The organism is Roseibium sp. (assembly GCF_965232425.1).
Taxonomy (GTDB): Bacteria; Pseudomonadota; Alphaproteobacteria; order Rhizobiales; family Stappiaceae; genus Roseibium.
The window spans coordinates 3849460-3867334 of sequence record NZ_OZ246971.1 but is presented as its reverse complement, the minus strand read 5'-3'; the positions used below and the strand labels follow the sequence as shown (position 1 = coordinate 3867334).

Sequence of the window (17875 nt, the reverse complement as noted above, 5' to 3'; positions counted from 1 at the left end):
CAATCCGATCTTGATGCGTGCAGGACACCAGTCCGGATGACTGGCAAGACAGTTTCCCGATACCGGGAAGAGAACCTCCACCGAGGACTGGATGACGACGCCCGTAATTCTCGATTGCCGGAACGTATGGAAGCTTTACGGACCGCAGGCCGATACGTTTTTGACCTCCAACCCCGCCCCCTCTTCTGCCGATCTGGAAGCTGCGAATCTCATCGGGGCGGTGCGCGCGGTGAACGTGCAGATCCGGAAGGGAGAGATTTTCGTCATCATGGGGCTTTCCGGCTCCGGCAAGTCGACGCTGGTGCGATGCATGTCACGTCTCGTGGACTCCACGGCGGGCGAGATCCGCTTCGAGGGTAAGGACCTGCTCAGCGCAAGCGAAGAGGAACTGATCCAGATCCGGCGCAAGAAGATGGGCATGGTGTTCCAGCAATTCGCCCTGCTGCCGCATCTGACGGTCCTGGAAAACGCCGCATTCCCGCTCGACATTCAGGGTGTCGACAAGAAGACACGCGAAGCCCGGGCCCGGGAAGTCGTGGAACTGGTGGGCCTCAAGGGGCGTGAAGCCTATTTCCCGCGTGAACTTTCCGGTGGCCAGCAGCAACGCGTCGGCATTGCCCGCAGCCTGGCGGCGGAACCGGAAATCTGGTTCCTGGACGAGCCGTTCTCCGCACTCGATCCGCTGATCCGGCGCGAGATGCAGGACGAGTTCCTGCGCCTTCAGAACATCCTGCACAAGACGATCGTTTTCATCACCCATGACTTCGACGAAGCCATCCGTCTCGCGGATCGGATCGCCGTGATGAAGGACGGCATCATCGAACAGGTGGCGACCCCCGAAGACCTCGTCCTGCAGCCTGCAACGGACTACGTTGCTGAATTCACCCGCCACGTCAGCCGCGCGAAGGTGATCCGTGCCGCATCGGTGATGGAGCCGATCAACGGCGACAGTTTTGCCGGCGAGGTCTCCCATGATGCGGTGATCGAAGCGATTGCCGATCCGGTGGAAGCCTCTGACCTTCCCCACAAGGTCATGGAGGGCGAAAAACCCGTCGGGCAGATATCCCGCAAGGCGGTCATCGACGTGCTGGTGGGCCGCAGATGATCGCACGGGCGGCAAGGTCGGGCTGGATGTTCTGGGGAGCCCTGTTCGCGGCAACCTGGCTGCTGTCCACCTATTCCTTCCAGCTGTACAAGGCGCTCGACGCCCGCTGGATCGTCCGCTACCCCAAGGGCTGGGAGCTGCCGCTTGAAGATCGGATCAGCGCGTTTCTCGACTGGCTGGTCGAAAGCGCCAGCTTCTATTTCTTCACGTTCCGCGACCTGACCCGCGCCATTTCCGCGCTGATCGAAGCCCCCTATCAGGTCCTGCGCAACCTGCTTGTCGAGGGGTTCACGAGCGGTGTCGGGGATGCGGCCGTGCAGGTCGCGCCAGCGCTCAGCTGGATCGCCGTGATCGTGACGATCATGGCAATCGGGCATTATGCCCGCGACTGGTTCCTGTCCGTCCTCGTGGGTGCGTGTTTTCTCTATCTCGCCGTTTTCGGCCAATGGGAAAGCGCCATGGTCACGCTCGCCTCCGTGCTGATCTCCGTTCCGATCGGCGTCGTTGGCGGGCTACTGCTCGGTATCCTGGCCTATCGGGTCAGCTGGGTCGAGCGGATGATGCGCCCGGTTCTCGACCTGATGCAGACCGTTCCGGTATTTGCCTATCTCGTTCCCATCCTGATCCTGTTCGGCTTCGGCCCCGTCGCCGCGCTTGTTGCAACGGTGATCTACGCCATGCCGCCCATGGTGCGCGTGACCATCGTTGCCTTGAACTCGGTGCCGAAGGAGGTGATCGAGGCGGGCCGCATGGCCGGTTGCCGCAACCGGCAGATGATGTGGAAGGTTCTCGTGCCCTCTGCGGTTCCGACCCTGATGGTCGGGGTCAACCAGGTGATCATGCTGACGCTGAACATGGTGATCATCGCGTCCATGATCGGCGCGGGTGGCCTCGGCTTCGACGTCCTGTCCAGTCTGCGCCGGCTTGATATCGGCGGAGGCATCGAGGCAGGTCTCGGCATCGTGGCCATGGCGATCGCGCTTGACCGGGCGAGCCAGGCCTTCGCGGAGCGAAGCGCACGTCACCCCCTGGAAGGCAATGTTCTGCAGCGCCATCCCTGGTCAGGAACCGTCTTCCTGATGATTGCCTCGACTTTGATCCTCGGCCGCTTCGTCCCGGCGATCCAGACCTACCCGGACGCCCTGACGATCACGACCGGCCCGTTCTGGTCGAACGCGATGGAATGGATCAACGTCAACTTCTTCGACACGTTCGAGGCCATCAAGACCGTCATCCTGCAATGGCTGCTTCTCCCGGTGAAGAAGTTTTTCACCGGCATTCCCTGGGCCTGGGGCATCGTCGCCACCGCCCTGATGGCCTGGCGCGTCGGCGGCTGGAAAATCGGCCTGCTCGCCGGTCTCCTGATGAGTTTCATTGCCGCATCGGGCCTGTGGCCCAAGGCGATGGTGACGATCTACCTGTGCGGTGTCTCGGTGCTGATCGCAACGCTGATCGGCATCCCGCTCGGCATCTGGGCTGCGGAAAGCCCGCGGGCCGGGCGGATCATTCTCGGTCTGATGGACACGCTGCAAACGCTGCCCAGCTTCGTCTACCTGATCCCGGTCGTCATGTTGTTCCGCGTCGGAGACTTCAGCGCCATGATTGCGGTGATCCTCTATGCCCTCGCCCCTGCAGTCCGGTATGCGGCGCACGGTCTCAAGGAGGTTCCGCCGCCCCTGATCGAGGCCGGGCTGATGTCAGGCTGCACCAGGCGGCAGCTGCTCTGGCGCATCAAGCTGCCCTTGGCGACACCGCATCTTTTCCTGGGGTTGAACCAGACCATCATGCTGGCGCTGTCCATGCTGGTGATCACGGCCCTCGTGGGGACGAGGGATCTTGGCCAGGAAGTCTATATCGCGCTGACCAAGGCCAATGCCGGACAGGGCATCGTTGCCGGTCTCTCCGTCGCTTTCATCGCGATCATCGCGGACAGGGTCATCAACGCGCTGGCTTCGGGCCAGCGTCAAAGGTTGGGGATGTGACACATGAGCGAAACCGCAATTGCCCGCGCTGCCGCGCTTGCCTGCTTTTCCGATCCTGAGGACATAACCCCGCTCGGAGGCGGCATCACCAACGTCAATCTTCTCGTTCGCGACGGCAGCCGCCGCTTTGTCGTGCGCCTGGGTGACGACATTCCCGAGCACGGGGTCCTGCGCTGGAACGAGCTCGCCTTGAGCCGGGCGGCCGAGATGGCGGGCATTTCCCCGGCGGTTTTTCATCAGGAACCCGGCGTTCTCGTGCTGGATTTCATAGAGGCAAGAACCTTCGAGGAAGCCGATGTCCGTGATCCGTCAAACCTGGCGAAAATCATCGAGCTGGTCGCCAGGGCGCACCGGGATCTGGGCTGCCATCTCACCGGACCAGTCCTCGCCTTCTGGCCGTTTCAGGTGAACCGCACCTACGCAACGCGGCTGAAAGCCGACGGGTCGGCGCATTCGGACGCCCTGCCCGGTCTCATGGACACGCTGGCCGACCTGGAAAAGGCGGTCGGTCCCGTCGATCTTGCCGTCGGCCACAATGATCTGCTCGCCGCCAATCTGCTCGATGACGGCGACAGGCTATGGCTGATCGACTGGGAATATGGCGGCTTCAATTCGCCGCTGTTCGATCTGGCCGGCCTTGCCTCGAACAATGGCCTCAGCGAGGCGCAGGAACTGTCGATGCTCGAACAGTATTTCGAAGCGCCGGCAAAGACCCGCTGGCGCGCCTACAAGGCCATGAAATGCGCCTCCCTGATGCGCGAAACCCTCTGGTCGATGACATCGGAAATTCATTCCGATCTGGACTTCGACTACGCCGCCTACACCCGAGAAAACATGGACCGGCTGAACGCCGCCCTGTCCGAATTCCGTGAATTGTGAGAGTTCTCATGACACTGCCTTCCTCTTCGAAGATCATCATCATCGGCGGCGGTATCGTCGGTTGTTCAACGGCCTATCATCTGGCGCAGATGGGTCAGGAGGTACTGCTTCTGGAAAAGGCCGCCCTGACATCCGGCTCCACCTGGCACGCCGCGGGTCTTGTCGGCCAGCTGCGTTCCAACGCCAACATCACCCAGCTTCTGGGCTATTCGATCTCGCTCTATGACAGGCTGGAAGCAGAGACGGGTCAGGCAACCGGCTGGAAGATGAATGGCGGTCTCCGGCTCGCCTGCAACAAGGAACGCTGGACGGAGGTCAAGCGCCAGGCGACGACAGCGCACAGTTTCGGCCTCGACATGCAGTTGCTGACACCGAAGGAAGCGCAGGAGCTGTGGCCCCTGATGGACATCAGCGATGTTGTCGGCGCGGCCTATCTTCCGACGGACGGCCAGGCAAGTCCGTCCGACATCACCCAGGCGCTCGCCAAGGGTGCGCGCGCTGCCGGTGCCAAACTGGTCGAGAACACACCGGTGCTCGAGATCCTGACCGAACGCGGCCGGATGACCGGTGTGCGGACGGCTGAGGGCGAGATCGCCTGCGAAAAACTTGTGCTGTGTTGCGGGCAATGGACACGCGAACTCGCCGCGACAATCGGCGTCACCGTGCCGCTGATTTCCGTCGAGCACCAGTACATGATCACGGAGGCCTTTGGTGTTCCGTCCAACCTGCCGACCTTGCGCGACCCGGACCGGCTGACCTACTACAAGGAAGAAGTCGGCGGACTGGTTATGGGCGGGTATGAGCCGAATGGCATTCCCTGGGCCGTCGACGGTGTCCCGGACCCGTTCGACTATCAGCTTCTGGACAGCAATTTCGATCATTTCGAGCAGTTGATGGAGTTGTCGTTGCCGCGCGTGCCCGATCTGGAAAAGGTCGGCGTCAAGCAGCTGGTCAACGGACCGGAAAGCTTCACGCCGGACGGCAATTTCATTCTGGGTGAAGCGCCGGAAATGGAGAATGTCTTCGTCGGCGCAGGCTTCAACGCCTTCGGCATTGCGGCCGGTGGCGGCGCGGGCATGGCCCTGGCCGAATGGGTCGCCAAGGGCGAGCCGCCCTACGACCTCTGGCCGGTCGACATCCGCCGCTTCGGACGGCCGCACACCGATACGGACTGGGTGCGCACCCGCACGCTGGAAGCCTATGGCAAACACTACACGATGGCCTGGCCGTCGGAAGAGCATGACAGCGGCCGCCCCTGCCGCCGCTCGCCGCTCTATGACCGGCTGAAGGCGTCCGGCGCGGTCTTCGGCGAAAAGCTCGGCTGGGAGCGGCCGAACTGGTTCGCCGACGCCGGTGAAGAGGCGCGGGACATCTACACGTTCGAGCGGCCGAACTGGCACGGTCCGGTCGGCCGGGAACACACGGCCGCGCGCGAAGCGGCCGTCCTGTTCGACCAGACATCCTTCGCGAAGTTCATCCTCAAGGGACCGGACGCCGAGGCCGCGCTGAGCTGGATTGCCGCCAACCGCGTCGACAAGCCGGTCGGCTCGATCATCTATACCCAGATGCTGAACGACCGCGGCGGCATCGAGTGCGACCTGACCTGCGTGCGCACGACCATCGATGAATATTACATCGTCACCGGAACCGGCTTTGCCACCCACGACTTCGACTGGATCAGGCGGAACATTCCGGACGGTCTCAACGCCCAGCTCGTCGACGTCACCTCGTCAAACTCGGTGCTGTCGCTGTTCGGACCGAAAGCGCGCGACATTCTGTCCGCCTGCACCCGTGCCGATGTCGGCAATGAGGCCTTTCCCTTCGCACAGGCGCACCGGATCGGGATCGCCGGCTGTCCGGTCCTCGCGCTGCGCATCACCTATGTCGGTGAGCTCGGCTGGGAACTGCACCTTCCGACCGAATACGCGCAGACGGTTTATGACGCCCTGCACAGGGCCGGGGAACAGCACGGCCTGCGCAACGCCGGGTACCGGGCAATCGAGACACTGCGCCTGGAAAAGGGGTATCGCGCCTGGGGATCCGATATCGGACCGGACCACACACCGGACGAGGCCGGCCTCGGCTGGGCCGTCAAGATGAAGACGAATGCCGATTTCAAGGGCCGCGCCGCCGTACAGGCCCAGCGCGAGAGCGGCGTGAAGAAGATGCTCGCAACCTTCACCACCGACGGCGACGTCATCCTGTCCGGCCGTGAAACCATCTACCGCAACGGCGAACGGTGCGGATGGCTGAGTTCAGGCGGCTACGGCCACACGCTCGGCAAGAGCATCGGGATCGGATATGTCCGCCATCCGGACGGCGTCACGAAGGACCACGTGCTGTCCGCGGATTATGAACTTGAAGTCGGCACCGAACGGGTCAGGGCCGAGGTTACGCTCGCACCGCTTTACGATCCGAAAATGGAGCGGGTCAAAAGCTGACATTAAGGCGCGACCGGATCTGAAAGAGATCCGGTTACGCGCCCCGCCGCCCGGCATCGCACCTATTCAACCTTGAACTGCCGGCTCGCGTCGAAGTCCTGCAACGTCTGATAAAACGTGTCCGCCGGACCGACGATTTTCGGATCCGCGTCGAGATTGATTTCCGTGTCCGCCGCCGGATAGGACAGGGAACGGATGAAGTACCGCATGCAATTCAGCCGGGCGCGTTTCTTGTCGTCGGAACGCACGACGGTCCAGGGCGCGTCCGCGGTATGGGTATAGAAGAACATGCTCTCCTTCGCCTCGGAATAGTCGTCCCACATATCCAGCGACTGGACATCGACCGGGCTGAGCTTCCAGTGTTTCAGCGGGTCGCTGTTGCGCGACTGAAACCGTCTCAACTGCTCCTCCCGGCTGACCGAGAACCAGAATTTGAACAACCGGATGCCGCTTCTGACCAGCATGCGCTCAAATTCGGGAACCTGGCGCATGAATTCCATGTATTCGGCCGGTGAGCAGAAACCCATGACCTTTTCGACACCCGCACGGTTGTACCAGGAGCGGTCGAACAGAACGATCTCACCCTTGGTGGGCAGGTGCCGCACATAGCGCTGGAAGTACCACTGCCCCCTTTCTTCTTCCGTCGGCTTTTCCAGGGCGACGACGCGTGCACCGCGCGGGTTCAGGTGTTCCATGAACCGCTTGATCGTGCCCCCCTTGCCGGCCGCATCCCGGCCTTCGAAAATGGCGATGATACGCTGACCGCTGTCCTTGACCCAGTTTTGCACCTTCAAGAGCTCGATCTGGAGTTCCTGCTTGCGCGCCTCGTATTGCGACCGGTTCATGCGCCGCTTGTAGGGATAATTCGCCGGCAGGCGTGCGCTGTTGCCCTTGGAAATCGAACGCTCGTGCAGCAGCAGGGAATGGCTCTTGTGGACTGCCGATTTGTGACCGGCCTTGGCTTTCGCCGGACTCTTGCGAGCCGTTTCGGACGTATCCGGGAGGGAAGGTTCAGCGCCGGAAGTCGCCGCCGTCCGGCCTGATGCGCGGGCCTGGTTCAGTGTCTGGTCCATGGTGTGCTTTCCGTCGGTAAAGTGAGCATTCTGCCGAAACGCACCCTTGATCCCGGAACCGGTCCGGTCTCTGGAGCGCGCCCGGACACGACCCAAGCCCAAGACGGATCATCGCGCATTGACCTCAGACAAACGGCACAGCGATTTCTGCAGACTTGCAAGCATTGTCACCTGCGGCTCGCAGCGCTTGTGCGCCAGATCGCACAGCCCGATTGCGATGCCTCGTATTGTTCTTTTTTCGATGGCAGCGCGGCCGCAATCACAAACCGTGACCATGCCTCAAATCGGCGTACGCGATCACTCGCGCACCTTCAGCGCCGCATGGCGAGCGCCGTTCAGATGCGTGCGCAGCGCTTCTTCGGCACCCGGCCTGTTTCCGGCGGCAAGCAGGCGCACAATCAGTTCATGTTCAAGGTTTGACGCTCTGAGACGATCGATCTGAAACAGCTGCGATCTGCGATAGGGGGCGAGCTTCAATCGCAGGTCGGACGCCATCTGGGCCAGATCGACATTGCCGCTCGCCTCATAGATGAGCGAATGAAAGTCGAGGTTCATCGCCTCATATTCCCGGAAGGCCTTGTTGCCGGCGAAGTCGGTCATGCGGCTGTGCATGGCCTGCAAGCGGGCAAGGTCACTTTCCGAGATCCTCTGGGCCGCGAGGCCGCCGCATGCGGCTTCCATTTCCGCCATGGCCTCGAACATCGATCCCAGGCGCACGGTGTCGAAACTGCGGACGATGACCCCCTTGTAGGGCGACCGTTCTGCAAGGGAACGGGACACGATCGTCTGAAGCGCCTCGCGTACCGGTGTCCGGGACACTCCGAACCGCTCCGCGATGGCGGCCTCGCTCAACCGCGTGCCGGGAGCCAGGCTGCCCCGGACGATCTCGTCTTCGAGGGTTTCGGATATCATGGCGCTGTGCACACCCTTCAATGTCTGATCATCCCCTGTTCTGCACCCGCCCGGGCGCCCCCCTTGCCGGAAACCGCAATTCGGTCCGTATCCTTCAACCCATAGCATACCGATTCATGCGCGGCAGTCATATGCCCCGGTTTGACGTCGCCGCCCGATGACCAAGTCCGAGCGAGCGCGGCCCAATCCGTTGCATCACCAGCCGATCGCCTGCGGCAGCCACGTTGCGATGGCCGGGAAACTGAAAAGCAACACGAGTGCCACCGCCTGAAGGGCTATGAACGGCAGGACGCCCCGGTAGATCATGGCCGTGGAAATGCCGGGGGGCGCGGCGCCTTTCAGGAAGAACAGGGCCCAGCCGAACGGAGGCGTCAGGAACGAGGTCTGCAGGTTCAGCGCGATCAGTGCGGCCAGCCACACCATGTCCGTCCCCTGTTCCACGAAGAACGGCAGCAGAAGCGGCAGCGCGATATAGCTGATCTCGATCCACTCGAGGAAAAAACCCAGAATAAACAGCAGAACCATCAGGAACAGGAGCGCGCCGAATTCGCCCCCGGGCAGGACGTAGAGCATGTCCTTGACGAGGTCTTCCCCGTCCAGGCCCCGAAAGGCGATGGCAAAGACCTGCGCAGCCACGAGGATGAAAAAGATCATGGCGGAAATCCGCAATGTGCCCTGTGCGGCGTCCCAGATCATGGAAAGGCGCAGGCGACCGTAGAGCGCGGCGATCAGGATCGCGAAAACCGCACCGACGCTGGCAGCCTCGGTTGGCGCGGCAATGCCTCCGATGATGGACCCCAGAACGCCGCCGACCAGAACGAGCGGAGGAGCAAGCGATTGCACTGCCTTCAGCGCGAGCGGCCAGCCGGTCAGGTCGGATCGTTCGTCGGCCGGCAGGGCCGGCATCAGGTCGGGACGCATTTTTCCATAAAGCAGGATGAAAGCCACGTAGAGGCCTGCCAGCATCAGCCCCGGCATCATTGCAGCGGCAAAAAGTGTGCCGACACTCTCGCCCATGATATCCGCCAGCAGGATCAGCACCAGGGACGGAGGGATGATCTGGCCAAGGGTGCCCGACGCGCAAATGGCACCGGACGCCAGACCGCCGTCGTAGCCGCGGCGCAGCAGCACCGGAAGCGTGAGCATCGTGAGGGTGGCAACGGTTGCGCCGACAATGCCGGTCGAGGCGCCCATCAGCACACCGACAATGATGAGCGCGATCGCCATCCCGCCATTGAGCCGGCCTGAAAGACGCCCGACCACTTCCAGCATGTCTTCGGCCACGCGCGATTTCTCGAGCATGACACCCATGAAGACGAACAGCGGAATCGCAATGAATTCGTACTTCGTGACGACGCCGTAGATGCGCGATGGCGTCAGGTTGAACAGAAAATCACCGAACCCCATCCAGCCGAAGACGAAACCCGCGACGGCAATTCCGATACCGACGGGGATACCGGCAAGGAGTAGGAGCATGAAACCGAGGATGAGCCCGATTGCGAGAAGTTCCATCAGGGGCATCAGGCGCCACTCCTCAGACTGGCTGCGTGTCGGGCCGCATTTGCGAGGCATTGCAGGGCCAGCAGTCCGAAGGCGAATGGAATGAAACCCTTCAGCAGCCATCGGCCCGGCAACCCTCCAGGATCAGGCGACCCTTCCAGGAGCGAAAAGGAGCTGTCGACGAAGCCCATTGAATACTTGATGAACAGCACGGAGACCGCAGCCCCGAGCAGCATCGACACAAGGTCGATCCAGCGGCGGGCGCGCGTACCGAGCTTGTCGTAGACCATGTCGACGCGCACGTGACCGTTCTCGCGCATCAGCACGATGATACCGAGAAGCGCAATCGGCACCAGCAGGTGCCATTCCAGCTCCTGCATCCAGACCGTGGCATTGCCGAAGACATAGCGGCCCGCCACGTTGAAAAAGACCAGGCCCACCATGAAGAGCAGCAAAGCCGATGCGACCCGCGAAATGATGCGCGTCATGCCGTCGATGAGATCGGCAAACTTGAGAACGAACGTCATTGGAATACTTGTTTTGAGAGGGAGATGACCCGGCCGCGCGGCGCGGCCGGGTCCGGTTGATCACGTAACGAGAGTCACGATGCGGTGCGCAATTCGGAGTGCCAGACCTTCTCCGAACCGTCCGCCCAGACATCATGTTCCGCCTTGAAGGCGAAGTAGTTGTCCATGACCTTTTTGAAGAGCGGATCGGCAGCACCCATTTCTTCGTAGACGGCATCCATCTCGACACGAAGTGATTCCACGACTTCCGTCGGCAGCGTGCGAAGTTCGGTTCCCGATGCAGCGAACTCCTTCAGCGCCGCCGCGTTGTTGGCTTCTCCCCAGCTGTGCGAGATCACGTTGCAGGCCGCGGCGGCGTTGGTGACAATTGCCTGCAATTCCGCGTCCAGCGTTTCCCATGCAGCCTTGTTGATGGTGAGTTCGGTCACCGTCGTCGGCTCGTGCCAGCCGGTGGTGTAGTAGTATTTCGCCGCCTTGTTCAGACCCAGGATCTTGTCCTGTGCCGGGCCGACCCACTCGGCCGCGTCGATTACGCCGCGTTCCAGAGCCGGGAAGATTTCGCCGCCCGGCAACACCTTCACGTCGACGCCGATACGCGAATAGGCCTTGCCGGCAAGACCGGGAATGCGCAACCGTAGACCCTTCATGTCGTCGATTGAATTGATTTCCTTGTTGAACCAGCCGGTCATCTGCACGCCGGTCGCACCGATTGGCATCGCAACCAGGCCGAGGGGTTCATAAACCTCGTTCCACAGCTTGATGCCGTCGCCGATATAGAACCAGGCATTCTGGCCCTGGGTCGACATGCCGAACGGGACAGCGCCGAAGAACTGGGCGGCCGGCACCTTGCCCGCACCGAAATAGCTCACCCAGCCGTTCATCTGCACGATCCCCTGGCGCACGGCGTCGAACCCTTCGAAGGCAGGGACAAGTTCACCGCCGTTATAGACCTGGATATCGAGCCGGCCGCCGGACATTGCTCGCACCCGGTCGGCAAAGTCGGACAGCGAGCCCGGCCCCGTCGAGTAGAACGGCTGACCGGCTGGAAAGGCCGTTGTCATCTTCCATTCAACGGTGTTGGCCCGCGCAACGGCGGGTGCGGCGAGTGTGGCGGCACCGGCCACACCGGCAGTTGTAAGAAACGAACGTCTATCCATGTGCTGTCTCCTGTTTGTATACAAAATTTGGCGTAATAGATGATTTTTATGAGTTTGAGCTCTGGGATTGACATAAATTGTATGCAATTCATTTCAATAGATTTTTGCCTATTTTTTGGCGGCAGGCTTGTTTTGCTATTTATTTGAGCAAAATTTGCATGAGATGATCGGCCGGTGGGCAGCAGAGGCAGTCTCGAAAAGGAGTAACCGGGATGAAGATCAACCGTCACGGCCGTTACGGGTTCAGCGCGATTCATGATCGGGCCGACTATGACTGGCCCGACGGTAAGCGCCTTGCGGTCTACCTCGGCATGAACCTGGAGGTGTTCTCTTTCGGCGAGGGTCTGGGTGCGGAACTCGCGCCGGGCGGCCCGCAACCCGACATTCTCAATTTCGCCTGGCGGGACTATGGCAATCGGGTAGGCGCCCCGCGCATGCTCGCGCTGTTCGACAGGCTGGACGTGCCATGCACGGCACTCGTCAATTCGCAGATCTACACCGAAGCTCCGGGACTGGCCGAGGCCTTCGCCGCCCGCGGAGACGAGATTGCGGGCCATGGACGCACAAATGCCGAGAGGCAGGGGATCTTGCCTGAAGACGAAGAAAGGACGCTCATCCAGCAATCAACCCGGGTCCTGGCAGCACGCCACGGCCAGTCGCCGAAAGGCTGGCTCGGGCCCTGGATATCCCAGAGTCATGTCACCCCGGACCTGCTGCAAGAAGCCGGTTACGAGTATCTTCTAGACTGGTGTCACGACGACCAGCCGACCTGGATGACGACGCGCTCGGGCCGCATTCTGTCGGTTCCCTATCCGCAGGAACTGAACGACATCCCCCAGATCGTCGGCCGCAAGCGTGAGGGGCATGAGTTTGCCGACATGATCACCGACGCGTTCGACGTCATGCTTGAGGAGGCAAAGACGCGGCCTCTCGTAATGGGTATTGCACTCCACGGCTATCTGATGGGGCACCCGCACAGGATCAAGCATCTGGAGCGCGCCTTGGCCTACATGAAAACCAGGTCCGCTGATCTGGTCTGGTGGACGACCGCGGGCGCGATCAATGACCACATCCGCAATTCCGTGAATCTCTAGGGGTTCCGGGACGGGCTCGCGCGTTCTTGCGGCCCAGCGGGCGACATGTTTCACGCTACGGAAGGGGCACCGACAGAACTTCGCTGAAAAGCAGCGTGCAGGCGACGATGACGCCGGTGACGCTCAGGAGCAGGATCGCCCAGTTCTTCGCCGAGTACCTGTCGTGCTGCGCGATGACCGTCAGAGCGACCCCGAGTGCGACGGCGGTTGCCGCAAATCCGAAAACGGGAAAAGCGGATACGGCGGCCAGCATGACCAGCGGCAGTGCGCTCATGCGGAGCCAGGAGCCTTCGACGGATATTTCGGTCACATGTCTGGTCAGCGCCAGACGAACGAACGCCAGGCAGACGAGCACAGCCATCGCAATCGCGATGGTACGCGGGAAAACGGCCGCCTCCGGATTGAGATGTGCCGATTGTTGCAGGGCCAGTAGCGCGATCCCGCCGGCGATCACAAGCGCAATACCGTCGCGCAGGATGGCAGGTTTGGGGGCATGTTCGCGCGGGGTCGCGGGCTTGTCCGTGCTTCGGGACACGATCTGCTTCAGACGCGGCAGGAACGGGTAGAAGAACGTCAGCAGCGTCAGCGCAATGATCGCCATGGACAGGGGCCGCCCGAAGAACTGTCCCCAGAGGTTGCCGATCGCGTCACCGATCGTCCAGCTTTGAACGAAGCCCTGCTCGGCAATGCGTCCGAGGATCAGGCCGAGCACGATGGGTGAAACCGAAAAGCCGCGTTTGCCGGCGATCCATCCAACCACGCCAAGGACGATCATGATCGTGATGTCCGACAGGCTGTTGCGGATCGCGAAGGTACCGATCACGGTCATGAAGGCCACGACCGGCACAAGCGCCGCCTTCGGCGCGCGCACGATGGCCCCGTAGGCAAAGCGCCCGATCATCAGCCCGACGGGCAGCATCAGGACGGTCGCCAGCAAAAGCCCGAAGATGAACGTGTAGACGATGCTGGCCCCGTCTGCGAAAAGGCTCGGGCCGGTGCGCACCCCCTGAACCAGCAGGGCACCGAGAATGACCGCGTCAGGCGGCGTTCCGGGAATTCCGAGGACAAGCGTGGGTATGAAGCCGCCGCCGACCGTTGCGTTGTTTGCCGATTCCGTTGCAACGATCCCGCCGGGGTTGCCTTCGCCATAGGGCGGCTTGCCCTTGTTGGTCCGTCGGGCTTCGGAATAGGCGACGAGACCTGCGATCGAACCGCCTGCTCCTGGAAGTGCGCCGACCATGGTGCCCACCACGGAACTGCGCATGACGTTGATCTTGTTCTTGAGCAACAGGCCAAAGGCTTCCGGCAGCCGGAAACCGCGGGTCTGTTCCGGCGCCTTCAAATGCCGGTCGGGGGTGGCGACGAGATCGATCAGAACCGGAATGCAGTAGAGCCCGATCAGGGCGGACACCGTCTCAATGCCCCCCAGGAGCACGTTTGACCCGAACGTGAAACGGACCTCCGCGCTGGTCTCGGATATCCCGATCATCGCGAGCAGCAGTCCGAAGCAGGCGCCGATCACCCCTTTGAGAAAGTCGCCCGTGGACAGCGCGGCGATCAGCGAAAGACCGAAGACCGCGAGCCAGAAATACTCCACCGGGCCGAAGGCCAGGGCGGCCTCTGCCAGCGGCGGCGCCAGGAGTAGAAGAGCCAGGGCACCGACTAGCCCACCGATGACGGACGAGATACAGGCCACCGACACGGCCAGATCACCATCGCCGCGCTTGGCCATCGGATAGCCGTCGAAAGTGGTCGCGATAGCCGACGGCGTGCCCGGTGTATTCAGCAAAATGGCGGCATAGGCGCCGCCGTAGATTGCCCCGGTATAGATCGCCCCCATGAGGATGAGGGCGCTGTCCGGAGACATCGTGAACGTCAGCGGCACCAGAACGGCCACCGCCATGGTTGCGGTCAGACCCGGGATCGAGCCGATGATCGTGCCCGCCGCCACGCCCAACAGGGCAAGCAGAAGGTTCAGCGGTGACAGGGCACCGACCACAAAATCGAGCATCAGGTCCTCCCGGGAGAGACGGCGAAGCGCGTCACGGATGCGAGGATAGAGGCGCGCAGCGCGCCTCTATCCGCTGTGTTACTCGATGATACCTGCCGAGCGTGCGGCGTTCAGGTATCCCTCGGCCTTTTCGGCGATAAAGGCGTTCATGTCATCGCCGTAACCCACGTCGACAAGAGCGAAACCGCCATCCAGCATTTTCTGCTGGAACTCGGCATCCGCGTTGATGGCCTTGATTGCGTCGGAAACCTGCGTTCTCACCTCTTCGGATGCGGAGTTCGGCACCGCGATCCCGCGATAGGCACCGGACACCATGTCATAGCCCAGCTCGCGGAAGGTCGGAACGTCGGGGAAAGCCGGGTGGCGCTCCTCCATGGCGACAGCAAGCAGCCGGACCTTGTCGCCCTGCGCTGCTCCAACCGTGGTGTAGCCCCACGCCGCCTTGACCTGCTTGCCGAGAAGCGCCGTTACAGAAGCCCCGGTGCCCTTGAACGACACGTAGGTGCTCTCGATATCCGCCATGTCGTCAAACTGGACTTGCGCCAGGTGGTTCGCGGTTCCCTTGCCGGAGCCCGAGAAGATCACCTGCTTCGGGTTGGCCTTGGCATCATCGATGAGGTCCTGCAGCGTCATGTACGGACTGTCCGCCGTTACCACGATGGCATCGGGCGTGTAGTGGAACATGTAGACGGCTGCCAGATCCTCGGTCTTGAAGCCGACATCCCCTTGCTCGGGCTTGATGATGATGTGGGGCAGGTTGATCCCCATGATCACCGAACCGTCGCCTGCCATGTTATTCAGCTGGGACCAGCCCACGGCTCCGCCGCCGCCCGGCTGGTAGTTCACCACCATCTGTTCGCCGAAGAGCTTTTCGAAGAAGGGTTGCTGAAAGCGGGCGGTAATGTCGGACTCGCCGCCGGGTCCGAACGGAATGATGTAGTCGACGCTGCCTTTCGGAAAATCTTCTGCAGTCGCGGTGCCGGCAAATGCGGCCAGTGTCATAGCCAAAATGGCGGACTTCAATTTCATGCTTGTCTCCTCCCGGTTGAAATGCATGTTTTTTTGTCGTCTTTTTTCTGATCTTAGGCATTCCGCGCCGCGTTCGTCACGCGTTTTGCGCAATAATGCGCCTGAGTTCCTGTTTAGTCGTCCGTTAAAACCTGCAGGACATTTTCAACGGTGACCTGGCTTACGCGCGCATTCGCAGGCTCTGTGACGCCTGCAATATGCGGCGTCAGAATGAGATTGGGACACCCTTTGAAGACGGCTGCGGCGGCGGCATCAAGTGGTTCGGCCGTGAAAACATCCACCGCTGCACCCGCCAGCCGTCCCGTCCTGAGCGCCGCCGCAAGCGCGGCCTCGTCAACGACACCGCCGCGCGCCGTGTTGATAAGCACCGCACCGGGTTTCATCTTCGAAAGCGCAGCCGCATCGATCAGGTTCCTCGTGGACTGTGTGAGCGGCACGTGCAGCGACAGGACGTCTGCAAGCGCAAGCAGCTCTTCCAGGCCACAGGGTCGGACGTCCGACCAAGCCGGATCGGTTGGCGTGAGATAGGGTTCGAAGGCTGCGATGCTCATGCCGAGCGCGCGGGCGGCTTTCGAGACCGCCTGGGCAATCGCTCCGAGCCCCACGAGCCCGAGCACCTGGCCGTGGACTTCTCCGCCGCGTCCAAGCGGTCCCCGCGGCCAGTCGCCTGCCAAAACGTTTCCGCTTGATGCGAACACGCCCCGCCGCAGAACCAGCATTGCCCCGATGACATATTCCACGACCGACTGCGTGTTGGCACCTGTCGCAGGCCTGACCACAACGCCCTTTTCCGCGCAGGCGTCGAGGTCGATATTCTCAAGTCCGACCCCGAGACGGCCGACAACGCGAAGCCGCGGCGCCGCTTTCAGGAGGTCGAGATCGACACGCGTCCGATTGCGCACGATCAGCGCATCCGCCTGCGCGAGTTCCAGCCGCAGGCGTTCCGGGTCGTCGACGAGCGCCGGATCATACCGGATTTCGAAGGCCGGTCCGAATGCCTCCAGCGCCGCTTCGGCGATGAACTCCGATACGATGACTTTTTTCGCCAATTACGCCCCTCCCCCCGGCATCCCGTTCAAGTGTTGTCCATACTAAACCTGCAGATCCGCACCGGCCAAGCCGAACTGCTCACTCGATCGGACACCCTAAGCAGGTGCCGGTGACCCCGGTCCTGCTACTGTTCGCCGTTGAACCGGCGCAGAATTTCGCGTGACACCACCCGTGCTGCCGCCGTCTGTACCTGACCCTTGCGGGTCAGGAAGGAATAGGTTTCCACGGACAGGGGCAGGTCGGTCTGCAATATGGCCAGAGAGCCCGGAGATCCGTCCGGCAGGAGCGCAAAACTGTCTGCGACCGACCGGGCAACAGGCCCGATGGCGTTCGACCGTTGTATGGTCGCAAGTGTAAACAGGAATGAGGACGTGGTGAGGATCTTCGAGGGAAGCTGAAGTTCCATGTCACGCAGCGCGCTTTCCGCGGTCGTGCGAATGGGTGCACCGACCGGAGGAAACACCCAGTCAAAGCCCAGGAGCGCATGCGCCGGGATCGGCACCGGGTGACGGGTCAGCGGATGGTCCAGCCGCGCGACCATGCATGCCGGTTCCCGCCGCAGGGGCTGTTCGTCGAAAAGGTCCGGATCCGCGTCGAGGGGCACGCGGCTGAGGGAAAAATCAAGCCGCCCGTCCTCGAGCATCGGCGCCAGCACCGTACTTGGCCCGATTTCGACCGAAACGGAGATTTCCGCGTAACTCAAGCGGATATGCCGAATGGCCGGCAGGACGTATTCCACCGCCGGTCCCGTGACCGACCCGATATTCACGTGTCCTCTTTGTCCCGAGACATGATGCTCGATGTCGACCGCGGCATCTGTCAGCTCCTGAAGCACCCGGACACATCGTTCTGCCAGGGTCCGGCCGACTTCCGTCAGTTCGATACCGCGCCCGCTGCGCACGTAGATTTCGGCATCCGCAACATGCTCGACTTCAGCCATCAGGCGCGATGCCGCCGGCTGGGTGATACCCAGTGCAGTGGCCGCGTCTGTCAGTCGGCTGTGCCGGTTGAGTTCCGCAAGAAGCCGCAGATGTGAAATCTTCATGCCGCGCCGCAAAAGGTCCAGGGTCAAATCGCTTCCTCACGAATACATACCGTTTTCGGTAAGTATTGAT

The 17875-nt window shown here is 61.9% G+C and carries 14 protein-coding genes; 5 read left to right on the top strand and 9 right to left on the bottom strand.

The features are described 5' to 3' along the window. Positions 1–91: 91 nt before the first annotated feature. Genes ACO08A_RS17610 through ACO08A_RS17595 form a run of 4 tightly spaced genes read left to right on the top strand, consistent with a single transcriptional unit; the run spans position 92 to position 6407 of the window. Complete coding sequence (locus ACO08A_RS17610) at positions 92–1105, top strand: quaternary amine ABC transporter ATP-binding protein (protein WP_422037278.1); 1014 nt, start codon at positions 92–94, stop codon at positions 1103–1105. Then, positions 1102–3087, top strand: a complete 1986-nt coding sequence (locus ACO08A_RS17605; RefSeq protein WP_422037277.1) for an ABC transporter permease — start codon at positions 1102–1104, stop codon at positions 3085–3087. Before ACO08A_RS17610 ends, ACO08A_RS17605 begins: the two co-directional genes overlap by 4 nt. Before the next feature lie 3 nt (positions 3088–3090). Beyond that, a complete protein-coding gene (locus ACO08A_RS17600; RefSeq protein ID WP_422037276.1) occupies positions 3091–3966 on the top strand; it encodes a phosphotransferase in 876 nt (291 codons plus the stop codon). Between the two features lie 8 nt (positions 3967–3974). Beyond that, entirely contained in the window at positions 3975–6407 is a 2433-nt protein-coding gene (locus ACO08A_RS17595; protein ID WP_422037275.1) for a GcvT family protein, read from the top strand. 62 nt (positions 6408–6469) lie between these two features. Here the strand turns inward: ACO08A_RS17595 and ppk2 are convergent, their stop codons facing one another. The 5 genes from ppk2 to ACO08A_RS17570 form a co-directional block, all read right to left on the bottom strand. Further along, positions 6470–7480, bottom strand: coding sequence for a polyphosphate kinase 2 (gene ppk2, locus ACO08A_RS17590; protein WP_422037274.1), 1011 nt, complete (start codon positions 7478–7480; stop codon positions 6470–6472). 297 nt (positions 7481–7777) lie between these two features. Then, a complete protein-coding gene (locus ACO08A_RS17585; protein ID WP_422037273.1) occupies positions 7778–8392 on the bottom strand; it encodes a GntR family transcriptional regulator in 615 nt (204 codons plus the stop codon). A 195-nt stretch (positions 8393–8587) separates the two neighbouring features. Continuing rightward, entirely contained in the window at positions 8588–9913 is a 1326-nt protein-coding gene (locus ACO08A_RS17580) for a TRAP transporter large permease (protein ID WP_422037272.1), read from the bottom strand. After that, positions 9913–10419: a TRAP transporter small permease subunit gene (locus tag ACO08A_RS17575; protein ID WP_422037271.1), complete on the bottom strand. Its 507-nt coding sequence runs from the start codon at positions 10417–10419 to the stop codon at positions 9913–9915. Before ACO08A_RS17575 ends, ACO08A_RS17580 begins: the two co-directional genes overlap by 1 nt. 74 nt (positions 10420–10493) lie before the next feature. Beyond that, entirely contained in the window at positions 10494–11576 is a 1083-nt protein-coding gene (locus tag ACO08A_RS17570; RefSeq protein ID WP_422037270.1) for a TRAP transporter substrate-binding protein, read from the bottom strand. Positions 11577–11788: 212 nt separating this feature from the next. Here ACO08A_RS17570 and ACO08A_RS17565 point away from each other — a divergent pair, with 212 nt between their 5' ends. Continuing rightward, entirely contained in the window at positions 11789–12670 is an 882-nt protein-coding gene (locus ACO08A_RS17565; RefSeq protein ID WP_422037269.1) for a polysaccharide deacetylase family protein, read from the top strand. Positions 12671–12725: 55 nt separating this feature from the next. Here ACO08A_RS17565 and ACO08A_RS17560 read toward each other — a convergent pair whose 3' ends face one another. The 4 genes from ACO08A_RS17560 to ACO08A_RS17545 form a co-directional block, all read right to left on the bottom strand. Then, a complete protein-coding gene (locus ACO08A_RS17560) occupies positions 12726–14681 on the bottom strand; it encodes a tripartite tricarboxylate transporter permease (protein ID WP_422037268.1) in 1956 nt (651 codons plus the stop codon). Positions 14682–14759: 78 nt separating this feature from the next. Next, the gene (locus tag ACO08A_RS17555) at positions 14760–15710 is read right to left on the bottom strand and encodes a Bug family tripartite tricarboxylate transporter substrate binding protein (protein ID WP_422037267.1); all 951 of its coding nucleotides are present in this window, start codon (positions 15708–15710) and stop codon (positions 14760–14762) included. A gap of 113 nt (positions 15711–15823) precedes the next feature. Then, a complete protein-coding gene (locus tag ACO08A_RS17550; protein ID WP_422037266.1) occupies positions 15824–16759 on the bottom strand; it encodes a hydroxyacid dehydrogenase in 936 nt (311 codons plus the stop codon). Between the two features lie 125 nt (positions 16760–16884). After that, on the bottom strand, positions 16885–17832 hold the full coding sequence (locus ACO08A_RS17545) for a LysR family transcriptional regulator (RefSeq protein WP_422037265.1): 948 nt from the start codon (positions 17830–17832) through the stop codon (positions 16885–16887). Between the last annotated feature and the right edge of the window lie 43 nt (positions 17833–17875).

Excerpts from the sequence above, each read along its gene's own strand:
- ACO08A_RS17565 (WP_422037269.1), top strand. The coding sequence starts at position 11,789 with ATGAAGATCAACCGTCACGGCCGTTACGGGTTCAGCGCGATTCATGAT.
- ACO08A_RS17605 (WP_422037277.1), top strand. The coding sequence starts at position 1,102 with ATGATCGCACGGGCGGCAAGGTCGGGCTGGATGTTCTGGGGAGCCCTG.
- ppk2 (WP_422037274.1), bottom strand. The coding sequence starts at position 7,480 with ATGGACCAGACACTGAACCAGGCCCGCGCATCAGGCCGGACGGCGGCG.
- ACO08A_RS17570 (WP_422037270.1), bottom strand. The coding sequence starts at position 11,576 with ATGGATAGACGTTCGTTTCTTACAACTGCCGGTGTGGCCGGTGCCGCC.
- ACO08A_RS17585 (WP_422037273.1), bottom strand. The coding sequence starts at position 8,392 with ATGATATCCGAAACCCTCGAAGACGAGATCGTCCGGGGCAGCCTGGCT.
- ACO08A_RS17580 (WP_422037272.1), bottom strand. The coding sequence starts at position 9,913 with ATGCCCCTGATGGAACTTCTCGCAATCGGGCTCATCCTCGGTTTCATG.
- ACO08A_RS17595 (WP_422037275.1), top strand. The coding sequence starts at position 3,975 with ATGACACTGCCTTCCTCTTCGAAGATCATCATCATCGGCGGCGGTATC.
- ACO08A_RS17610 (WP_422037278.1), top strand. The coding sequence starts at position 92 with ATGACGACGCCCGTAATTCTCGATTGCCGGAACGTATGGAAGCTTTAC.
- ACO08A_RS17600 (WP_422037276.1), top strand. The coding sequence starts at position 3,091 with ATGAGCGAAACCGCAATTGCCCGCGCTGCCGCGCTTGCCTGCTTTTCC.
- ACO08A_RS17560 (WP_422037268.1), bottom strand. The coding sequence starts at position 14,681 with ATGCTCGATTTTGTGGTCGGTGCCCTGTCACCGCTGAACCTTCTGCTT.
- ACO08A_RS17555 (WP_422037267.1), bottom strand. The coding sequence starts at position 15,710 with ATGAAATTGAAGTCCGCCATTTTGGCTATGACACTGGCCGCATTTGCC.
- ACO08A_RS17575 (WP_422037271.1), bottom strand. The coding sequence starts at position 10,419 with ATGACGTTCGTTCTCAAGTTTGCCGATCTCATCGACGGCATGACGCGC.